The sequence below is a fragment of the Lysinibacillus sp. EB106-09-02-XG168 genome (assembly GCF_058791475.1).
This window is the reverse complement of record NZ_JBYTDN010000003.1, coordinates 3,304,402-3,321,152: the sequence shown is the minus strand read 5'-3', so window position 1 is coordinate 3,321,152 and position 16,751 is coordinate 3,304,402. Positions and strand designations below refer to the sequence as shown.

The following is a 16,751-nucleotide window of genomic DNA, read 5'->3' as shown; positions in this document are numbered from 1 at the left end:
ATTGAATTAATTAGAAAGGCACATCATACTAGATTATCTGATGTGCCTTTCTAATTTCTTAAGCTCTTCAATAGTGACAAATGTATAACTTATGCAATAAGTGTTTTTGTAAGATCCCTTCAATTACTTGTAATTCATTCCCAGTATCATCATACATAGGATGCATCAAAATTATAGAGCCTGGTTGAATTTTTTCTTTAACATCTTTCATCGGGTGTCCAAACACCCGATGAAAGATGTTAAAGCCTCCGGCGGATGTCACTGAATCGAAATGGATTTCACATAGGATGTTAGCCTAAAATCATCGCATCCGTACGATAACGGCTAACTGACCTGCGTCACGCAGGCCTAAGCACAAAGCCGATTCCGGGCGCAATTATGCCGGGGCATAATTGCGCATACTTGATTTTTTCCTCGACCGATGAGAAATACGAATCAGGCTCCAAATTCCACGTAATGGTATCGCGATTATTTTTACTTAAGGAATAAGGTAAACCAATTAGTTTTTTACCATACCTAAATAAGTAATTCTCTTTTTCAGCATAAACACTCCTAACAATACCGATAATTTTTTAATGTTAAACCATACTAATCGGGAGGTGAAAAAATGTATAAATTGCTATCGCATAATGATTTAGATGGAATAGGTTGCGGAATTTTAGCCAAACTTGCTTTTCAAGATCAAGTGAAGGTAAGGTACAATTCGATTTCATCGCTGGATCGCGAGATTGAATTTTTTTTAGACACGAAAGAACAAGGTACATTTTTATTTATTACAGACTTATCTCCAAACGAGGAAAATGAAAAGAGATTAGATGATTATTATACAGCAACTGGCAATGTTCAACTGCTTGATCATCATAAAACAGCTTATCATTTGAACGATTATGAATGGGGAAAAGTAATAGTAGAAGATGAAAATGGATATTTAACATCAGCAACGTCCTTATTTTATCAGTACCTTGTTTCACATGGATTTTTAGAACAAACAAATGCCATCACAGAATTTGTAGAGTTAGTGAGACAGTACGATACATGGGAATGGGAAAAGAATGATAATCAACAAGCACGTCAGCTAAACACTCTCTTTTTTTTAGTATCAATCGATGACTTTGAAGAAAAAATGCTTGAACGCTTAAAGACAAGCGAACACTTTGACTTTGATGAATTTGAAAAGAAAATGTTGCGTATGGAAGAAGAGAAAATAGAACGGTACATCCGCCGAAAAAAACGGGAGCTAGTACAAACATCGATAGGAGAATACTTTACAGGTGTAGTGTATGCAGAATCTTATCACTCAGAGCTTGGGAATGAATTGGGGAAAGAAAATGTACACCTTGATTTTATAGCTATATTAAATATGGGTGGCAAAAGAATTTCATTTCGTACGATTCATGATCACGTAGATGTTTCGGCTATTGCAGCAGAATTCGGAGGGGGAGGGCATCAAAAAGCAGCTGGTTGCTCTTTAACAGATGAAGCTTATGAGCAGTATGTAACACAAACATTTCATATAGCACCAATACCGGAAGACGCCAAACGAAATCGCTATAATTTAAGGTTTTCTTCGTTTGGGACAATGTATAAAAATCTTGAAGAAGACAATTTTCTCCTATATTCAATAAGTGATTTTGATTGGATAATTGAAAAAAATAAACTTCCATTAGATCAAATCTTTACAAGTTTTTATGAAGCGGAATGGTTTTTAAAAAGAAATTATCAAGCATGGTTAGTGAAAGATGAGTTGTTTGTAGATTATTTAATGGAAGAAGCCAAAAAGGTTCGTCATCAAGAGTAAGGGATATGGACTATTCCTAAAGTAGTGTTAAAAAAATGGTCAAGGGAGTCTTTTAGATTGTGCTACGATTTAAATGAAAGGGTTTCCTCTTACTATCAGTGACGATACTAAGCTGTGTGGTTGATTGAAGTGGAGACTGGGCGACTCCTTGGGGATCAGCGTCACAGATGAGACCCTGCAGCGAAGCGAAGCGGCTCATCGGACGCCCCCAGGAAAGTGCCCAGTCGGAACGGAAACCAACCCCTCGTTTTGCCGAATAGCAATAATACTTTATGTTCATTCAGAATAAAGGAATATACACTATTCCTTTAGAGTACATAGCGAAATCAGCCAAATCAAGACAACGTTAGAGGTTATATAATGTTCAACTGAAAACTACAATAAATAAAAAGCTTTTGTGCAGACATACTTTCTTAAAATGAGGTGTAATGATGTCCGATATGCTTCTAGTTGAGAATCAGCCAAAGGAAAATCGAGGACGTAAAATATGGTTTATTGTAGTATTGCTTTTATTGGTAGCTACTTGTGTCATTGTTTATTATTTTTTATTTAAGAAAGATTTGAATTTTGAAGCATACAAAACAGTTGTCGACAAAACTACTGAAAATGCTCTCGGACGTCTAACGTTAAATGAAATAATCATTGATGATAACCAAATATTATTGAACGCTACTTTTAAGCCAGTTAAGGACTTAAATTTCGACAATCAAATCTTTTTCTTTCCACAAATTTTTGTGAATGGAAAAGAGCTCACGGTTAGAAATGGAGGACAGACAATCCAACTATCCGATAAAAATTATACAATTTATAGTAGTGTGAAATTAAGAGAACTACCAGAAGATAAAATATTAAGTTTAGATATTCGTTATAACGACTGGAATGGGGAAAAAAAGATTGCCGTGCCATGGGAATTTCAAGTGGAAGCTTCGCAAGAGCAATTACAAGAAGATAGAAATACCTTCTCTGTTGAGAAAAAAGTAAAGCTGCTAGATAGTCAGGAAATAACGATAGAAAAGGTTGTTTCGACACCAATATCTACAACGGTTTACTTTCATTCCGAGAAAAGCTTATTAAATGAAGCAATACATTTTAAAATCCAATCATCATCAGGGGAAACTTGGCACATTAACTCTCCGTATCCTTTAAATGAAGATTATACGAAATGGGGTGTCCGCCTCGATGCATTATACTTAACCGGTAATAGCTATGAGCTAATTCCGGTTGCTAAAAATGGAAGTGAACTGGGCTCTGCTATTAAAATTGAAGATAAATAACGAAACCTACATCAGTAAATTTTTAAATTTTACAATATCTTAAACTAAAAAGATGATTACTCAAAGTAATATGAATATATATGACATTGAAAGTAGTTGAAGATATTGCGAAGGTTATGGGGGATTTTTTTAGTTTCACTAAAATTAGGTTGTACATCCTTTGGGGGTCCTACTGCTCATTTAGGGTATTTTCAAAATGAATATGTTCAGAAGCGTAAATGGTTATCTGATAAAGAATACAGTCAACTAGTTGCGCTCAGTCAATTTTTACCTGGGCCAGCATCGAGTCAGGTAGGGATGGGTGTTGGCTTATTAAGAGTTGGTTTATTGGGGAGTGTTGTGTCATTTCTTGGTTTTACATTGCCATCGGCTTTGCTCCTTATGGCATTTGCGTATTTTTCTGCACATATCGGGATGGATATGGGCTGGGTTCATGGCTTAAAATTAGTGGCTGTTGCGATTGTTGCACAAGCGATTTTTGAAATGTCCAAAAAATTAATTCCTAGTATTCGCCATTTTTTAATCGCTTTGTTAGCACTTGTAGTAGTGCTTTTGTGGGTACATCCACTTGCTCAAGTAAGTACTATTATTGTTGCTTCTTTTGTAGGCTATCTCTTTTTTAAGATGACTAATCAAAAAGAAGACCTAAAAGAAACGATTGTGCCGATTTCAAAAATGACTGGTGTATGTTTTTTAGCGATGTTTGTTTTATTACTTATTGGTTTACCAATCGCTAGTCCATTTATTCAATATGAATGGTTTTCGATAATTGAAAAGTTTTATTTATCTGGTGCATTAGTATTTGGTGGGGGCCATGTCGTATTACCTTTACTAGAGGCGCAGTTTGTCCAAAGTGGATTAATGAGTTCTTCCGATTTTTTAGCAGGATACGGAATGACGCAGGCAGTCCCGGGTCCATTATTTACGTTTGCTTCTTATATAGGTATGATCATTGCTGGGGTGCCTGGGGCTATTATAGCGACGCTAGCCATTTTTTTACCGGCATTTTTACTAATAGTAGGGGCAATGCCTTTTTGGCTAACTCTTAATCGTATTGCCGGATTAAGAGGAGCGATGGCTGGTGCAAATGCAGCAGTTGTTGGCATATTAGCTGCAGCTTTTATTCATCCGATTGTTACTCAGACAATTCAAAATGGACTAGACATCATAATCGCAGCCTCTTTTTTATGGTGCTTGATACGTTGGAAAGTCCAACCTTATTTGCTCGTTCTAATTGGCATTTGTGTAGGATTTTTATGTTATTAAGGACAACAAAAATATATTGATTTGCATTTATTACTTTCTCGATGAATCAAACCCACTTGTTGCAGTGGGTTTGATTTTTTTGTGAAAGTTGGTTTTTGAATAAAGTACGTATAACTTTTTAACAATATTTTCCTTTTAAAACATATCCAACAGGATTGGTGTCATGTAATTGTTATAGATAAATAATGTCCATACCATTTAGTTTTGAATTAGTTATTTTAACTGGTTGGATTCATGGCGTTCCATGTCACGATTGTTTATAATGAGGAAATGGAAAAAGACTAACGAGAAAGAAGGGATAGCTATGGCACGAGGTGTTTACATTCATATTCCTTTTTGTCATCAAATTTGCAACTATTGCGATTTCAATAAATTTTATTTTAAAAATCAACCAGTTGATGAATATATAGAAATGCTTGGCAAGGAGATGGAGCTTGCGACTAAAAAATATCCTGAAAGTTTTAAAAAAATCGAAACGATATTTCTTGGTGGTGGTACACCAACAGCATTAAGACCGCAACAAATAGAGAGACTTCTTGAACTTATCCGTACGTACATTCCAATGGGCAGTGTGACGGAGTTTACGTCAGAGGCCAATCCGGACGAGCTATCAGAAGCAAAATTACAGGCATTATTTGCTGGCGGTGTAAATCGCATAAGCATGGGTGTGCAATCCTTTGATCAAGAGTTGTTAAAAAAAATTGGCCGTACACATAGCAACAATCATGTTTATGAAACAATTGACTTAGCGAAAAAGGTAGGCTTTAGAAACATTAGTTTGGATTTAATGTACGGTTTGCCGGGGCAGACGATGGCACAATGGAAGGATACTTTAGAAAAAGCGTTCGCGCTGGATATACCTCATTATTCCGCTTATTCACTGATTGTTGAGCCAAAAACGATTTTTTATAATCAATACACAAAAGGTAAGCTTCATTTACCAACAGAAGATCTTGAAGCGGATATGTACGAGGTGTTAATGCACCAGATGGAGGCACATGGACTTCATCAATATGAAATTAGTAACTTTGCTCAATCTGGTTTCAGTTCTACTCATAACAAAATATACTGGGAAAACGATGAATATGCAGGCTTTGGTGCGGGTGCTCATGGATATTTAGCTGGTTTGCGATATTCAAATCATGGACCATTGAAAAAATATATGGATGCAGTAAATGCAGGAGAACTTCCAATTGTACATGAACATGTTGTAACGAAGAAAGAAAAATGTGAAGAGCAAATGTTTTTAGGATTGCGTAAAACGGAAGGAATTACACACACTGTATATGAAGAAAAATTTAATGAATCCATGCATAGGCATTACTCACATATCATAGAAAAATTAGTTTCAGAAGGTCTATTGGAGCATGATACTAAAGGAATTCGCCTTACTCGAAAAGGTCGTTTTGTAGGGAATGAAGTATTTCAACAATTTTTACTAGAAGATTGAGCGATATCGTTGACATAAAATGTAGGATTTGATAACTTAATAATAGTATTAGCACTCCTCTTAGTTGAGTGCTAACAGAGGTGATGATCATGCTAACAAATCGGCAATTACAAATATTGCAAGCTATAGTAGACGACTTTATTATGTTTGCACAGCCGGTAGGTTCTCGCCAAATCTCCAAAAAGCAAGAGATTACATTTAGTCCAGCCACAATTCGAAATGAAATGGCGGATTTAGAGGAATTAGGCTTCTTGGAAAAAACGCACACTTCCTCTGGTCGAGTGCCTTCGGAAAAGGGTTATAGATTTTATGTAGATCATTTGTTGAGCCCGCAAGGCATTAATTCAAGGGACATTCAGCAAATCCAATCAATTTTCAATGATCGCTTAGTAGAAGTAGAGCATATTATCCGAAAGTCAGCCAATATTTTATCGGAGCTGACATCGTATACATCGATTCTTTTAGGACCAGATGTCCAAAGACATCGTGTTAAACGATTTTCAATTGTGCCACTCTCTAGCGATTCAGCAGTAGCGATTATCGTAACGAATAATGGACATGTTGAAAATCGCATGTTTAGTTTACCTCCTAATTTTACCGCTTCTGATTTAGAGAAAATGGTTAATATCTTAAATGATCGTCTAGTTGGTGAGTCATTAGAGGATATTCATAAAAAACTAGAAGCTGAAGTGCTAACAGTATTACAACAGCATGTTCAATCAGCGGATGATTTTATTCGCTCTCTCGTGACAGCGACGATGCATAATTCGGAAAGTAAAATTTTTTATGGTGGTAAAACAAATATGTTCAACCAACCGGAATTCCACGATTTAAATAAAGTCCGTATGATTTTGGACTTAATGGAAACGACTAGCCAAGTGCAATCGCTTTTCCATCCTAATGAATCGGGCATTCATATTCGTATAGGCTCGGAAAATAAACAACTAGAAATGGAAAACTGTAGTGTCATTACGACCACTTATTCTATTGGTGAAGAACAGCAAGGGGCTATAGCAATTATTGGTCCAACACGAATGGATTATAAACGTGTTGTTGCTTTACTAGATGTAATGCGCATGGATTTAACACAAGCCTTTACGAAGAATCGTAGTGATTGATAATGAGGAGGATTTCAAGTGACGGAAACAACTGAAAACAAAGACCTTGTACAAGAAGATGTACAAGCTGAAAATGAAGTAGAAGAAACAGAAGTTAAAGTAGAAGAACAAGAAGTCGAATTAACGATCGAAGAACAGTACGAAGCAAAACTAGCTGAGTTACAAGCTAAGCTAGACGATGAGGAAAGCCGTCATCTACGTTTGCGTGCTGACTTCGATAATATTCGTCGTCGCAACCAACTTGATCGTGAGGCTGCTGAAAAGTATCGCGCTCAAACTTTACTGTCAGATTTACTGCCAGTCATCGATAATTTCGAGCGTGCCTTACAAGTTGAAGCGACTTCAGAAGAAACAGCTTCTATCGTAAAAGGTATTGAAATGGTGTACCGTTCTCTGATCGAAGCAACTGAGAAGGAAGGCTTGCAAATTATTAAAGCTGAAGGTGAGCAATTTGATCCAAATGTTCACCAAGCTGTTATGCAGGAGCAAGATAGTGAAAAAGAGACTGGTGTTGTCTTACGCGAGCTTCAAAAAGGTTATATGTTAAAGGATCGCGTATTACGCCCAACGATGGTATCTGTGAACGAATAGACTTAGTACTATTTAGTTAATTACAATTATTAGTTAGAAAACGCATCATTCGCGTTTCAATAATAGGAGGAAAATTTAATGAGCAAAATTATCGGTATTGACTTAGGAACAACAAACTCATGTGTCTCTGTACTTGAAGGCGGAGAACCAAAAGTAATTCCAAACCCAGAAGGAAACCGTACAACACCATCTGTTGTTGCATTTAAAGGCGGCGAACGTCAAGTTGGTGAAGTAGCGAAACGTCAATCAGTAACAAACCCTAACACAATTATTTCTATTAAATCTAAAATGGGTACATCTGATAAAGTTCAAGTGGAAGATAAAGAATATACGCCACAAGAAGTTTCTGCAATGATTCTTCAATACTTAAAAGGTTATGCTGAAGACTACTTAGGTGAAAAAGTAACAAAAGCAGTTATTACTGTACCTGCTTACTTCAACGATGCTCAACGCCAAGCTACAAAAGACGCTGGTAAAATTGCTGGTTTAGAAGTAGAGCGTATTATCAACGAACCAACAGCTGCTGCACTTGCTTATGGTTTAGACAAACAAGATACAGATCAAAAAGTATTAGTATTTGACCTTGGTGGCGGTACATTTGACGTATCTATTCTTGAATTAGGTGACGGTGTATTTGAAGTATTAGCAACAGCTGGTGACAACAAACTAGGTGGGGACGATTTCGACGATGCTATCATCGAGTATCTTGTAGCAGAATTCAAAAAAGAAAATGCAATTGACCTTTCAAAAGATAAAATGGCTATGCAACGTCTAAAAGACGCAGCTGAAAAAGCGAAAAAAGACTTATCAGGTGTAACATCTACTCAAATTTCTTTACCATTCATCACTGCTGGTGAAGCGGGTCCATTACACTTAGAAATTTCTTTAACTCGTGCTAAATTTGACGAAATTACATTGCCATTAGTAAACCGTACAGTAGGTCCAGTACGTCAAGCATTATCTGATGCAGGTCTTTCAACATCTGAAATTGATCAAGTAATCTTAGTTGGTGGTTCTACTCGTATTCCAGCTGTACAAGAAGCTGTACGTAAAGAAACTAATAAAGAACCACACCGCGGCGTAAACCCTGACGAAGTTGTAGCAATGGGTGCTGCAGTTCAAGGTGGCGTATTAACTGGTGATGTTAAAGACGTAGTTCTACTTGACGTAACTCCACTTTCATTAGGTATCGAAACTATGGGTGGCGTATTCACAAAATTAATTGACCGTAATACTACGATCCCAACATCTAAATCACAAGTATTCTCAACTGCAGCTGACAACCAACCAGCAGTAGATATTCACGTACTACAAGGTGAACGTTCAATGGCAGCTGACAACAAAACATTAGGTCGCTTCCAATTATCGGATATTCCGCCAGCACCACGTGGTGTACCACAAATCGAAGTAACATTCGATATTGATAAAAATGGTATCGTATCTGTTAAAGCGAAAGACCTTGGTACAAACAAAGAGCAAACAATTGTTATCCAATCTGATTCTGGTTTATCTGAGGAAGAAATCGAACGTATGGTAAAAGATGCTGAGGCAAATGCTGAAGCGGATTCTAAACGTAAAGAGGAAGCAGATCTTCGCAACGAAGCTGACCAATTAGTGTTCCAAGTTGACAAAACAATTGCTGATTTAGGCGAACAAATTACAGAAGACGAGAAAAAATCTGTAGAAGATGCTCGTGATGAGCTGAAAAAAGCGCTTGAAGCTGGCGAATTAGAAGGCATTAAATCTGCTAAAGAAAAACTAGAAGGTGTATTACAACCACTAGTAATGAAAGTATATGAACAAGCTGCAGCAGCTGCTCAAGCAGCTCAAGGTGGCGAAGCAGGTGCAGAAGCTGGCGATGGTAAAAAAGACGACATCGTAGATGCTGACTTTGAAGAAGTAAAAGACGATAAATAATAGTAAGTAATACAGTTAAGTGAAGAAGCCAAAGACCGCTTGCGGCTTTGGCTTTTCTCTTTATATACTGCTATAAGCTATGCACATTTAATTATGTCTAGTGGCGTAGGTTATTTGAGAGAAAAGAGAAAAAACATGTGATGCAACATTTTTAATGAATAATTAGTAATAAAATAGAGGCAGTTTTTTTAACTGCATGATACAATAGATTTTATGCAAAAAGAGCGGAGTGTGAATCATGGAGAAACGCGATTACTACGAGGTGCTTGGTTTAACGAAATCGGCTTCTAAAGATGAAATTAAAAAAGCATACCGTAAATTATCAAAGCAATACCATCCTGACCTTAATAAAGAGCCAGGTGCAGATGAAAAATTCAAAGAAATCGCTGAAGCTTATGAAGTATTAAGTGACGATCAGAAAAAAGCACGCTATGATCAATTTGGCCACGAGGATCCAAATGCAGGCTTTGGTGGTGGCTTCGGAGGCGGCGGCTTTGGCGGCTTCGAGGATATTTTCAGCTCATTCTTTGGTGGTGGCGGTCGCCGTCAGGACCCGAATGCACCACGCAAAGGTGATGACCTTCAATATCGTATGAATATTACGTTTGAGGAAGCAATTTTCGGAAAAGAAACTGAAATCGAAATTCCTAAAGATGAAGTATGTAATACTTGCCAAGGTTCAGGTGCAAAACCAGGTACTAATCCAGAGACATGTTCAACATGTCAAGGAGCTGGTCAAGTAAATCAGGCAGTAGATACACCATTTGGCCGTATGATGAACCGTCGTACTTGTTCAACATGTCAAGGTGCAGGTAAAATCATTAAAGAAAAATGTTCTACTTGTCGTGGTGAAGGAAAAGTTCAACAACGTAAGAAAATCAAAGTTAACATTCCAGCAGGTGTTGACGATGGTCAGCAAATTCGTGTGTCTGGTCAAGGTGAGCCAGGTATAAATGGAGGACCTGCGGGGGATTTATATATTATGTTCCGCGTTCAAGGACATAAAGAGTTTGAGCGTGATGGCGATGATATTTATTTCGAACTAAAACTGACATTCCCACAAGCAGCTCTTGGTGATGAAATTGAAGTTCCGACTGTTCATGGGAAAGTAAAACTACGTATTCCAGCGGGAACACAGTCAGGTGCACAATTCCGTCTAAAAGACAAAGGTGTCAAAAACGTCCATGGCTATGGCACAGGGAATCAATATGTAACAGTAAAAGTTGTAACGCCAGAAAAATTAACAGAAAAACAAAAGCAATTACTACGTGAATTTGCGGAAATCAGTGGTGATATTCCTGAAGAACAAGGAAGCACACTATTCGATAAAATTAAGAAAAAATTCCAAGGTGAATAATTAGAGGAGCTGAAGAGCTACGTGAAGTGGTCAGAATTATCCATTCATACAAAAAATGAAGCGGTAGAAGCAATTTCGAATATTTTGCATGAAGCAGGGGCAAGTGGTGTGGTTATTGAGGATTCTGCAGAATTTGCGAAGCCACGAGAAGATCAGTATGGTGAAATTTATGCGCTAAATGAAGCGGATTTTCCGAAAGATGGTGTTATTGTTAAGGCTTACTTATCCGAGTCTAGTTTTTTAAATGAAACAGTCGAAGAAATTAAGGCGGCTATAACGAATCTAACGAACTTCAACATCGATATTGGTGAAAATCTTGTTTCGATTGTGGAAGTTAATGAGGAAGACTGGGCAACAGCATGGAAGCAATACTATCATCCTGTAAAAATTTCTGAACGCTTTACAATCGTACCAACATGGGAAGAATATGTACCAGTATCAACAGATGAACTAATTATTGAATTAGATCCTGGTATGGCTTTCGGTACAGGAACACACCCTACAACTGTTATGTGTTTACAGGGACTTGAGAAGGTTGTAAAAGAGGAAGATATGGTTATCGATATCGGAACGGGTTCGGGCGTTCTATCTATCGGTGCAGCCTTACTAGGTGCTAAGAGCGTGCATGCACTTGATTTAGACGAAGTAGCTGTACGTTCAGCACAAGAAAATGTTGCATTAAATAAAGTGGATGATAAAGTATCAGTATTCCATGGGAACTTATTGGATACTGTAAAGGAACCAGCTGATGTCGTTGTGGCTAATATTTTAGCAGAAATTATTATGTCCTTTACTGACGATGCATTTTCAATTGTTAAACCGGGTGGATTATATGTCACTTCAGGCATCATTGCCGCAAAACGTGATGATGTAAAAGCAGCACTAGAAGCTTCAGGCTTTGTAATCGAAGAAGTATTATTAATGGAAGATTGGGTAGCAATCATTGCCCGTCGACCACAATAAGTGGACTGAGGAAGCGCCAAATCGGGAGCCGAGTGCTTGTGATTTGGCGTTTTCTCTTCTTTCTAGAAAGGAGTACGGTTAAATGCAGCGATATTTTATTGAGACAGCCATAGAGGAAGCACGAATTAGCGGAGAAGATGCCCGACATATTGAACGGGTAATGCGTATGAAAGAGGGCGACAAAATCGTAGTTGTCGCACAAAATACTGCTCATATTTGTGAAATTTCAGCCTTTGAAGGGGATGAGGTACACGTTCAAGCTACCGGTGAGATCGTTCCTTCACCAGAGTTACCTGTCCATGTAATAGTGGCATGTGGGTTGCCGAAGGGCGATAAGTTAGAACTGATTACACAAAAGGCGACAGAGCTTGGAATGTTTGCCTTGTTGCCATTTGAAGCGGAGCGTTCCATCGTTAAATGGGATAAAAAGAAAGGTGCCAAAAAGCAAGAGCGTCTACAAAAAATTGCAAAAGAGGCAGCTGAGCAATCCCATCGTACACATATCCCAGAAATATATGAACCAATCTCTTTTAAACAGCTAGTAGAACAAGTAGGCAATTTCGACGCCGTTTTTATAGCGGATGAAGAGGATGCAAAAGCAGAACAACGTACAAGGTTTGCAGAGAAGCTAAAAAACGTGTATGACAAGAAGTCGAAATCTATTCTTATTATTTTTGGTCCTGAAGGTGGCATTGCACGAAAAGAAGTGGATGCCCTGCTTCAAGCGGGTGCTCAAACGATGTCTTTAGGACCCCGAATTTTACGAGCAGAAACGGCACCACTCTATGCACTATCTGCAATATCTTATGAATTTGAATGAGACAGCGTTTAACCTTGTTAAAAGAGTTTTTCACACATTGTATGAGTAAACATCATTTAAATTGCGTCTATATGCAGTCGTGCAAAGGTTTAGAAACTAAAAATTCAATGACTATTTTTATAGGTAATCCTATAAGTAGAACCGATTCAAAAAACTTTGAATCGGTTTTTTAGTAAAATCCTATATTGAAGGAACATTGTTAAATCAGTGAGTAGCTGGTATTGTGTCCATTTTAATCCCTGAGCTCAAAAATCCCCTTTATTTAAATGAGTAAAAAACTAGTATACACGTCCATTCATAGATTTAATTGCTACATATTCTTATACAGAGAGCTCTCAAATACTACAAAATGAAAGAGGGGAATTTTTTGAGTGGTCAATCTGAAAATCAAAATCAAATGCCACCTTGTCCAGTAACATCAACTGAACAAATACCATTAAATAGTGAGGCTACTATACTAGCCGCTACACCGGTTACAGCTCCAACTATTAAAATTCCAGTTGTACTTGCAGAACCAACACTTCAAATAGTTGTGGAATCAGATATTACGCTGGATCCTGCTGCAACTGAAATCAAAAGAGTGAAAAAAAATGTTTTCCTAAATCAAGTTAAATTAGTGCCGGTTAGATTTGCGCGTATTGATAACACTGACTTTTTTAGGGTAACAAGAGCTAAATTATTTGTAGCAGGACATATTCGTAAAAATATTGAATATGCTTCAGCAGCATGTAATGGAGCGCTACAAGATAGAATTGCTGATGTTCCGTTTTCTGGTTTTACAGAACTTATTTTCCCACAAACAACTGGAGGCCCTACTCCAATCTTAGGAATTTCTGAGTTTGCCGAAGCGAACTTCCTGAATGAAAGAACTCAAATGGATGCTAGATTAGATAAGGCTTTCTTCCAAAATCTTGTAAAATACAATGAGCAACCATTTGGCGAGTTAGTCGCTGCAAACTTCTTTGAACTTGATTTTTCACCAATTATGGCATCACCTGAAGGTACTTTCAGCACATTGCGTGAAAAAATTGTTCTGGATCTTACAGTAAAAGTACTACAAATTCAACAAGTCCGCCTTGGAGCTGGTAGTGCTGTAATAACTCCTGTTTTACCAGGATTGACTCCACCGGTTAGTCCTCCTGATCCACCAGTTAGACCTGATCCTCCTTCTAATCCTTGTTAATTCATTAGTTTTTAGAGGAGCGAGTAGAGAAAAACAGGTATTTCGAGGGATATTGAAAATCCAATATTTGAGTTTTGGCAGTTGACAGTTTGATTAAATAGAACTGTTAACTGCCTTTTTGCTATATATTATCGCGCTGAAAATAAAATAAAATAATGTAAAGATAGATATTTTCTATTTATGTAATCGTCTTAAATGCATTAATATCGAATTTTCTACTGAGATTTGGAAAGTACTGAGTGGCAAAAGTAAAAGTAATGCATAAAATGAATTGTAATTATAAGTGCAGCACTTAGATCAAAATAAAAGAAAAAGAGTTAAGCTGTTATCAGACATTAGAAAAAGAAAATGATAATCGCTGTCTTTAACCGATCAATATTCATTAAGGTAACGTGGAAATAATAAAAATGAAAAAGGGTTATAGTGTGAGTTTTTCTTGAAGAAACGGATTTCAAACATGTCTCTCAAGAATAACGCATAAAGTCTGACCATTGACCAAAAAGCTGTCGTGGCTGGAAAAATGCTTAGAAGTTTTTTACAGATCAACTGTTGCACGTTATTTGTCAATACATTATTTAGGAGTGAACTAATGAAAACTCCATGGATTAATTTTAGAAAAATGAAAGAAATAAGTTCCAAACAAAAAGTTTTCATCAATTATAATTATCAAATTAAACCCAAGAAAAAGATAGATCATACACCTCAACTAGATACTACATCTGACACTTCATATTCTTTAAATGACGATTTTATAAATAATGACCTTGCTATGGAAAAAGATGAAACCAGCCTTGCGACGCATCTAAATCCCGATAGTGAGCTACTCATTCCTCCTGAAGCTGATGTAGAGGAAGAAATGAACGATCCCCTTAATAAAGAAGAGGCGGATGAAACCAGTCCTGTAGAAGAAGAGATTCTTGCGGCACATTTAGATTCTAATGGCGAGCTACACAACCCTCCTGAAGTTGATGTAGAGGAAGAAATGAATGATCTCCGTGATAAAGAAGAGGCGGATGAAACCGGTCCTGTAGAAGAAGAGGATCTTGCAGCGCATATAGATCCTAATAGTGAGCTACACATCCCTTCTAAAGTTGATGTAGAGATTGATACAGAAGAGGTGGAGAAAAACAATTCTACAGGTGATATTAGTGTATCTACTAGTTCAGCGCAAGGACAAATATGTTCTATTACCAAAAAAAGTCTAATTTCTACTCATATAGAAATTGATAATTTTCTTCATGCTCCTATTTGTGGTGACGTTGTTAAAAATACATTTGATTTTCTTGATTTAAACAATCAACTTACCCCTCAACTTGAAACCAAACTATTTAATACTTCAACGGATTATCCTGAACAGCCTGATTGTCGTTTAGTTCACTCAAAAATTAATGAAATAATATTTTTAATGAAAAATGATACTTATGAAAAAAATATTCAGACGAATAATCCGTCTAAATCAGTTGTAGTTCCTTTACATAACACACAATCAATTAAAAAAGGAGAAACAAATAATCACTCTTACGCTTCCGATGATGTTATGCATATTAGAGTTCCGGTTGTAGTAGGGGAATATAAAATTGAAATATGTCTTGAAGAATTTATTCAATTTGACAAAGGAATTGGGGGAGTAAAAGATATCTCGAATGAGGTAGTACTAACCAATTGTAGATTCGTACCTAGTCAGTTTTCCCAATCATTAAATAATGGGACATGTACAGCGTTAAAGGGAAAATTATTTATTGAAGGCTTTCTAAATCAAAATATTGAATATACTACATTTCAGACTACGAATGCAGTACCTGCACAAGATGAATCATTAATTCATTCAAACCAATTGTGCCAAAATATAGTATTAGAATTAATCATTCATATGCTACAAGTACAGAAAATTCGAGTCCGTTATGACAGTCAAGAGTCTAGAGGGTAATTAAAACTTTTCTCTCAGCTCAAAAATCCCTTTTTTTAATATCAGAAAAAACTAGTATATACGTCCATGCATAGATTTAATAGCTACATATTCTAGCAATATAGAGAGCGCTCTCTAATGAAAAAATGAAAAGAGGGAATTTTTTGAGTGATCAATTAGAAAATCAAATGCTACCTTGCCCTGTAGCATCAACTGAACAAATACCTTTAAATAGTGAGGCTACTCCACTAATCGCTACACCAGTTACAGCTCCGACTATTAAAGTTCCAGTTGTACTTGCAGAACCAACACTTCAAATAGTTGTGGAGTCAGATATTACGCTTACTCCTGCAGCAACTGAAATTAAAAGAGTGAAAAAAAATGTATTCCTAAATCAGGTTAAATTAGTGCCGGTTAGATTTGCACGTATTGATAACACTGACTTTTTTAGAGTAACAAGAGCTAAATTATTTGTAGCAGGACATATTCGTAAAAATATTGAATATGCTTCATCAGCATGTAATGGCGCACTTCGTGATAGAATTGCAGACGTTCCGTTTTCTGGTTTTACAGAACTTATTTTCCCACAAACACCTGGGGGCACTACTCCAATCATAGGAATTTCTGAGTTTGCCGAAGCGAACTTCCTGAATGAAAGAACTCAAATGGATGCTCGATTGGATAAGGCTTTCTTCCAAAATCTTGTGAAATACAATGAACAACCATTCGGCGAGTTAGTTGCTGCAAACTTCTTTGAACTTGATTTTTCACCAATTATGGCAGCACCAGAAGGTACTTTCAGCACATTACGTGAAAAAATTGTTCTGGATCTTACAGTAAAAGTACTGCAAGTTCAACAAGTTCGCCTTGGAACTGGTAGTACTGTAGTAACTCCTGTTCTTTTAGGACTTACTCCTCCTGTTAGTCCTTAATCTAGTTTTTAGTGGTGCAGAACGAACAGTACAAATTAAAGGGTTGTTCTAAGAAAATGTAATTGAAAACACTGCCCAAAACTATTTATAGGCACTGATAAAAATTTACTATCTGAGTTGGCAGTTGAAAGTTAGAGTGAATCTAATTTTTAACTGCCTTTTTGCAATTTATTTTG

13 protein-coding genes are annotated in these 16,751 nt (G+C 36.9%); all 13 read left to right on the top strand.

Going from position 1 to position 16,751, the window contains the following annotated elements; genetic code table 11:
- Nucleotides 1-607 precede the first annotated feature (607 nt).
- A complete protein-coding gene (locus tag AC3WSO_RS17015; RefSeq protein ID WP_492532467.1) occupies nt 608-1,798 on the top strand; it encodes a DHH family phosphoesterase in 1,191 nt (396 codons plus the stop codon).
- Between the two features lie 431 nt (nt 1,799-2,229).
- Complete coding sequence (locus tag AC3WSO_RS17010; RefSeq protein ID WP_492532465.1) at nt 2,230-3,072, top strand: DUF4179 domain-containing protein; 843 nt, start codon at nt 2,230-2,232, stop codon at nt 3,070-3,072.
- Between the two features lie 105 nt (nt 3,073-3,177).
- Nucleotides 3,178-4,338, top strand: coding sequence for a chromate efflux transporter (gene chrA, locus AC3WSO_RS17005; protein WP_492532463.1), 1,161 nt, complete (start codon nt 3,178-3,180; stop codon nt 4,336-4,338).
- Between the two features lie 304 nt (nt 4,339-4,642).
- Nucleotides 4,643-5,788: a radical SAM family heme chaperone HemW gene (hemW, locus tag AC3WSO_RS17000; protein ID WP_492532461.1), complete on the top strand. Its 1,146-nt coding sequence runs from the start codon at nt 4,643-4,645 to the stop codon at nt 5,786-5,788.
- Nucleotides 5,789-5,877: 89 nt separating this feature from the next.
- A complete protein-coding gene (gene hrcA, locus AC3WSO_RS16995; protein WP_492532459.1) occupies nt 5,878-6,906 on the top strand; it encodes a heat-inducible transcriptional repressor HrcA in 1,029 nt (342 codons plus the stop codon).
- A gap of 18 nt (nt 6,907-6,924) precedes the next feature.
- The gene (grpE, locus tag AC3WSO_RS16990; RefSeq protein ID WP_492532457.1) at nt 6,925-7,497 is read left to right on the top strand and encodes a nucleotide exchange factor GrpE; all 573 of its coding nucleotides are present in this window, start codon (nt 6,925-6,927) and stop codon (nt 7,495-7,497) included.
- Nucleotides 7,498-7,575: 78 nt separating this feature from the next.
- The gene (gene dnaK / locus AC3WSO_RS16985) at nt 7,576-9,414 is read left to right on the top strand and encodes a molecular chaperone DnaK (protein ID WP_492532455.1); all 1,839 of its coding nucleotides are present in this window, start codon (nt 7,576-7,578) and stop codon (nt 9,412-9,414) included.
- A gap of 238 nt (nt 9,415-9,652) precedes the next feature.
- The gene (dnaJ, locus tag AC3WSO_RS16980) at nt 9,653-10,771 is read left to right on the top strand and encodes a molecular chaperone DnaJ (protein WP_492532453.1); all 1,119 of its coding nucleotides are present in this window, start codon (nt 9,653-9,655) and stop codon (nt 10,769-10,771) included.
- A 21-nt stretch (nt 10,772-10,792) separates the two neighbouring features.
- Nucleotides 10,793-11,734, top strand: a complete 942-nt coding sequence (prmA, locus tag AC3WSO_RS16975; RefSeq protein WP_492532451.1) for a 50S ribosomal protein L11 methyltransferase — start codon at nt 10,793-10,795, stop codon at nt 11,732-11,734.
- Between the two features lie 82 nt (nt 11,735-11,816).
- Nucleotides 11,817-12,554 (top strand): 16S rRNA (uracil(1498)-N(3))-methyltransferase, encoded by a 738-nt coding sequence (locus AC3WSO_RS16970; RefSeq protein ID WP_492532449.1) that lies wholly within the window; start codon nt 11,817-11,819, stop codon nt 12,552-12,554.
- A gap of 397 nt (nt 12,555-12,951) precedes the next feature.
- Nucleotides 12,952-13,737: a CsxC family protein gene (locus tag AC3WSO_RS16965; protein ID WP_492534396.1), complete on the top strand. Its 786-nt coding sequence runs from the start codon at nt 12,952-12,954 to the stop codon at nt 13,735-13,737.
- Nucleotides 13,738-14,326: 589 nt separating this feature from the next.
- Entirely contained in the window at nt 14,327-15,664 is a 1,338-nt protein-coding gene (locus AC3WSO_RS16960; RefSeq protein WP_492532447.1) for a BC_2427 family protein, read from the top strand.
- A gap of 143 nt (nt 15,665-15,807) precedes the next feature.
- Nucleotides 15,808-16,575 carry a CsxC family protein gene (locus AC3WSO_RS16955; RefSeq protein WP_492532445.1) on the top strand — a complete coding sequence of 256 codons (768 nt, stop codon included), beginning with the start codon at nt 15,808-15,810 and terminating at the stop codon, nt 16,573-16,575.
- Nucleotides 16,576-16,751: the final 176 nt, after the last annotated feature.